This window comes from Pseudoalteromonas sp. SWXJZ94C (assembly GCF_015864385.1).
Classification (GTDB): domain Bacteria; phylum Pseudomonadota; class Gammaproteobacteria; order Enterobacterales; family Alteromonadaceae; genus Pseudoalteromonas.
Genome location: NZ_JADYXF010000104.1, coordinates 1 through 3,114, shown reverse-complemented (window position 1 = coordinate 3,114; position 3,114 = coordinate 1). Strand labels below are relative to the sequence as shown.

General features: G+C 39.5%; 3 protein-coding genes and 1 pseudogene. All 4 read left to right on the top strand.

Features of this window, described 5'->3' with window-relative positions; all coding sequences use genetic code 11:
• The coding region (locus I6F65_RS21080) for an immunity 49 family protein (RefSeq protein WP_197114772.1) at positions 1-642 on the top strand (642 nt) is incomplete at its 5' end.
• A 55-nt stretch (positions 643-697) separates the two neighbouring features.
• Positions 698-1,552: an immunity 49 family protein gene (locus I6F65_RS21075; RefSeq protein WP_197114770.1), complete on the top strand. Its 855-nt coding sequence runs from the start codon at positions 698-700 to the stop codon at positions 1,550-1,552.
• Between the two features lie 56 nt (positions 1,553-1,608).
• The gene (locus I6F65_RS21070; RefSeq protein ID WP_197114768.1) at positions 1,609-2,457 is read left to right on the top strand and encodes an immunity 49 family protein; all 849 of its coding nucleotides are present in this window, start codon (positions 1,609-1,611) and stop codon (positions 2,455-2,457) included.
• 274 nt (positions 2,458-2,731) lie between these two features.
• Positions 2,732-3,001, top strand: a pseudogene (locus I6F65_RS21065) (DUF4440 domain-containing protein); the annotation flags it as partial.
• Between the last annotated feature and the right edge of the window lie 113 nt (positions 3,002-3,114).

The following is a 3,114-nucleotide window of genomic DNA, read 5'->3' as shown; positions in this document are numbered from 1 at the left end:
CTTGCCGCCAAAGCCGGTGAGGCTATTTTTAGGCTAGGTCGAGAGCCTGAAAAAGAGCAGCGTATCGTGATTGACGACATATTAGACGCTACCTACAACGGCAAAGGTATGTTGTGGGAAGGTGGGTTTTTGCATGCAGGTCGTTGGCAACAAGCCTTTTTTTGTGCGGCAATTGTCCGTGACCAAGATGCGATGGACAGTTTAGCGAAGTTCCCTGTATCTGTAATGCGTCAGTGCTCGACCACAAGCAGTGAAGCCGAGTACGCACTTGTTGAATTAATCCAAGGTATACACCGCCGAGTATCAAATGATGAGGGTTTAGCTTTACTAGGTAAAGCGTTAGAAGAGGTTAAATTAGAAACCAAAGACCCGTGGGTCAGCTATTGCACCAACGCAAAAACTGACTTTATTCTTACCTTTATAATGAAAGAAAAAGGCAGTCCAAGTACGGCATTAGCAGATGCATTGAATGATAGCTGGGAGTATCACGAGCGATTCTGTGATAAAGAATACCAACAGCCTGATTTTTATATGCCAATTGTTTTATTAGGCTTAACGTGCATGGCAAAAGACCTTGGTAATGAAATAAACGTACAATCAGACTTTATTCCGCAGTTTTATATTGATGGCGACTATTTGTAGTTTTACCACAGCCCCTAAATATTTAACCAAACAGATTTAATTTAAAGGAATAAATATGATAACCATAACACGCGATTATGAACCTACGTTTTTAGATCATGATACTGAACGATTTGAAGAAATTTATGATGACTCGATTGAAGATGTATCTATTAAAAGAGATAATTTAATAAGCGTTTTTGGCAATGCAATCACAATCTGCCAGTGGTGGTCGTTTGATTTAACGCAGGAAAACAAACAAAAATCAATAACAGCATTAAAACTTGCAGCAAAAGCAGGTGAGGCTATTTTTAGGCTGGGTCGAGAGCCTGAAAAAGAGCAACGCGTTGTGATTGACGATATATTAGATGCCACCTACAACGGCAAAGGGATGTTGTGGCAAGGTGGATTTTTATCTGGGGCAGATTGGCAAAAAGCCTTTTTTTGCGCAGCAATTGTACGTGACCAAGATGCGATGGACAGTTTAGCGAAGTTTCCTGTATCTGTAATGCGCCAGTGCTCTACCACAAACAGTGAAGCCGAGTACGCACTTGTTGAATTAATTCAAGCAATTCACCGTCGAATACCTCGTGATGAATGTTTAGAGGTTCTTCGCACGGCATTAGCGGAGTTGGATAAAGAAAGCGCAACAGACATGTGGGTTAACTATTGCACCGGTGGAAAAACAGGCTTTATTCTTGCCTTTATGATGGATGGAGAGGTCACCCCGAGTACGGCATTAGCAAATGCATTAACTGATAGCTGGGATTACTGTGAGCGCTATCGTGATTTAGAAGGATATGAACAGCCTGATTTTTATATGCCAATTGTCTTATTAGGTTTAACGTGCATGGCAAAAGATCTTGGTAACGAAATAAATGTGCTATCAGACTTTATTCCGCAATTTTATATTGATGGCGACTATTTATAGTTTTACCTCAGTACCCAAAATCCTCAACTAAACAGAGTTAATTTAAAGGAATAAACATGATAACCATAACACGCGAATATAAACCTTTAAGCATAAAAAGAAATAGTGACCGTTTTGAAGAAGAATATAATCACTCGATTGAATGCTTACCTATAAAAAGAGATAATTTAGTTTCTTTATTAAGCAATGCAATCAAAATCTGCCAATGGTGGTCGTTTGATTTAACCGAAGAAAACAAGCAAAAATCAATAACAGCATTAAAGCTTGCGGCAAAAGCCGGTGAGGCAATTTTTAGGCTAGGTCGAGAGCCTGAAAAAGAGCAACGCGTCGTGATTGACGATATATTAGATGCGACCTACAACGGCGAAGGCTGGTTGTGGGATGGGCGTTTGGATGCCATTAGCTGGCAAGAAGCCTTTTTTTGTGCAGCAATTGTCCGTGACATTGATGCGATGGATAGTTTAGCGAAGTTTCCTGTATCTGTAATGCGTCAGTGCTCTACGACAAACAGTGAAGCCGAGTATGTACTTGTTGAGCTAATTCAAGGTATACACCGTCGAGTGTCTAATGATGAGGGTTTAGCTTTACTAGGCAAGGCGTTAGAAGAGGTTAAATTAGATACCACAGACCCGTGGGTTAACTATTGCACCAGTGGAAAAACAAATTTTGTTCTCGCCTTTATGATGGATGGAGAAGTCACCCCAAGTACGGCATTAGCAAATGCATTAACTGATAGCTGGGAGTATTGTGAGCGTTTTCGTGATTTAGAAGGATATGAACAACCTAATCATTACATGCCTATTCAGTTGTTAGGCTTAGCATGCATGGCAAAAGATTACGGTAACGAATTAAACGTGCAATCAGATTTTATCCCGCAGTTTTATATTGATGGCGATTACCTGTAAAACGATAAATGACATTTTGTATTTCGTGCTTAGCATTCAATAATGTGGGACAAATCAAGCTGAGTATTAAATAGTCACCTTAAATAAAGCTAAACGGCTAAAGAAAGCGCTTAAGTAAAGTGGGTAAATTAGCGACTTGAGTGTTTGTAAACAAGTAGATATTATCAATGTAAATGACTTATTGCTTAAAATATCGACGCGTTTAAAAACGTATAGTTTGATATAAAAGCGGGGCAAGTCTGTACACTCAAGTCTGTATACTATAGGGAAGGTTATGAGCAGCAAAATAAAAGTGTCGTTATTTAATCATTTGATTGACGCTGAGCGCCAGTTACTCGATCCAGAAGTTCGTCAATCTGAGCGCGCATTAGATGCGCTACTCGATGATGAATTTATCGAAATTGCTGCCAATGGCACTACGTTTAATAAATACCAAGTACTTACCCGTTTACCTACCGAAGTTGTCCCACAGTTTTATAATCAGCATTTTAAGGGGCGAATGCTGAGCGATGATGTAGTGCAACTAAGTTATCAAGCTGCTTATCATAGGTTAGACATTAAGAGATAATTGGATTCAGGCCGCATTTTAATCGTCCTTTTTCTTTATCTCTTTTTGGGTTCGCTCTTCGTGCATATTTTGACAAAAAACTGATAGTT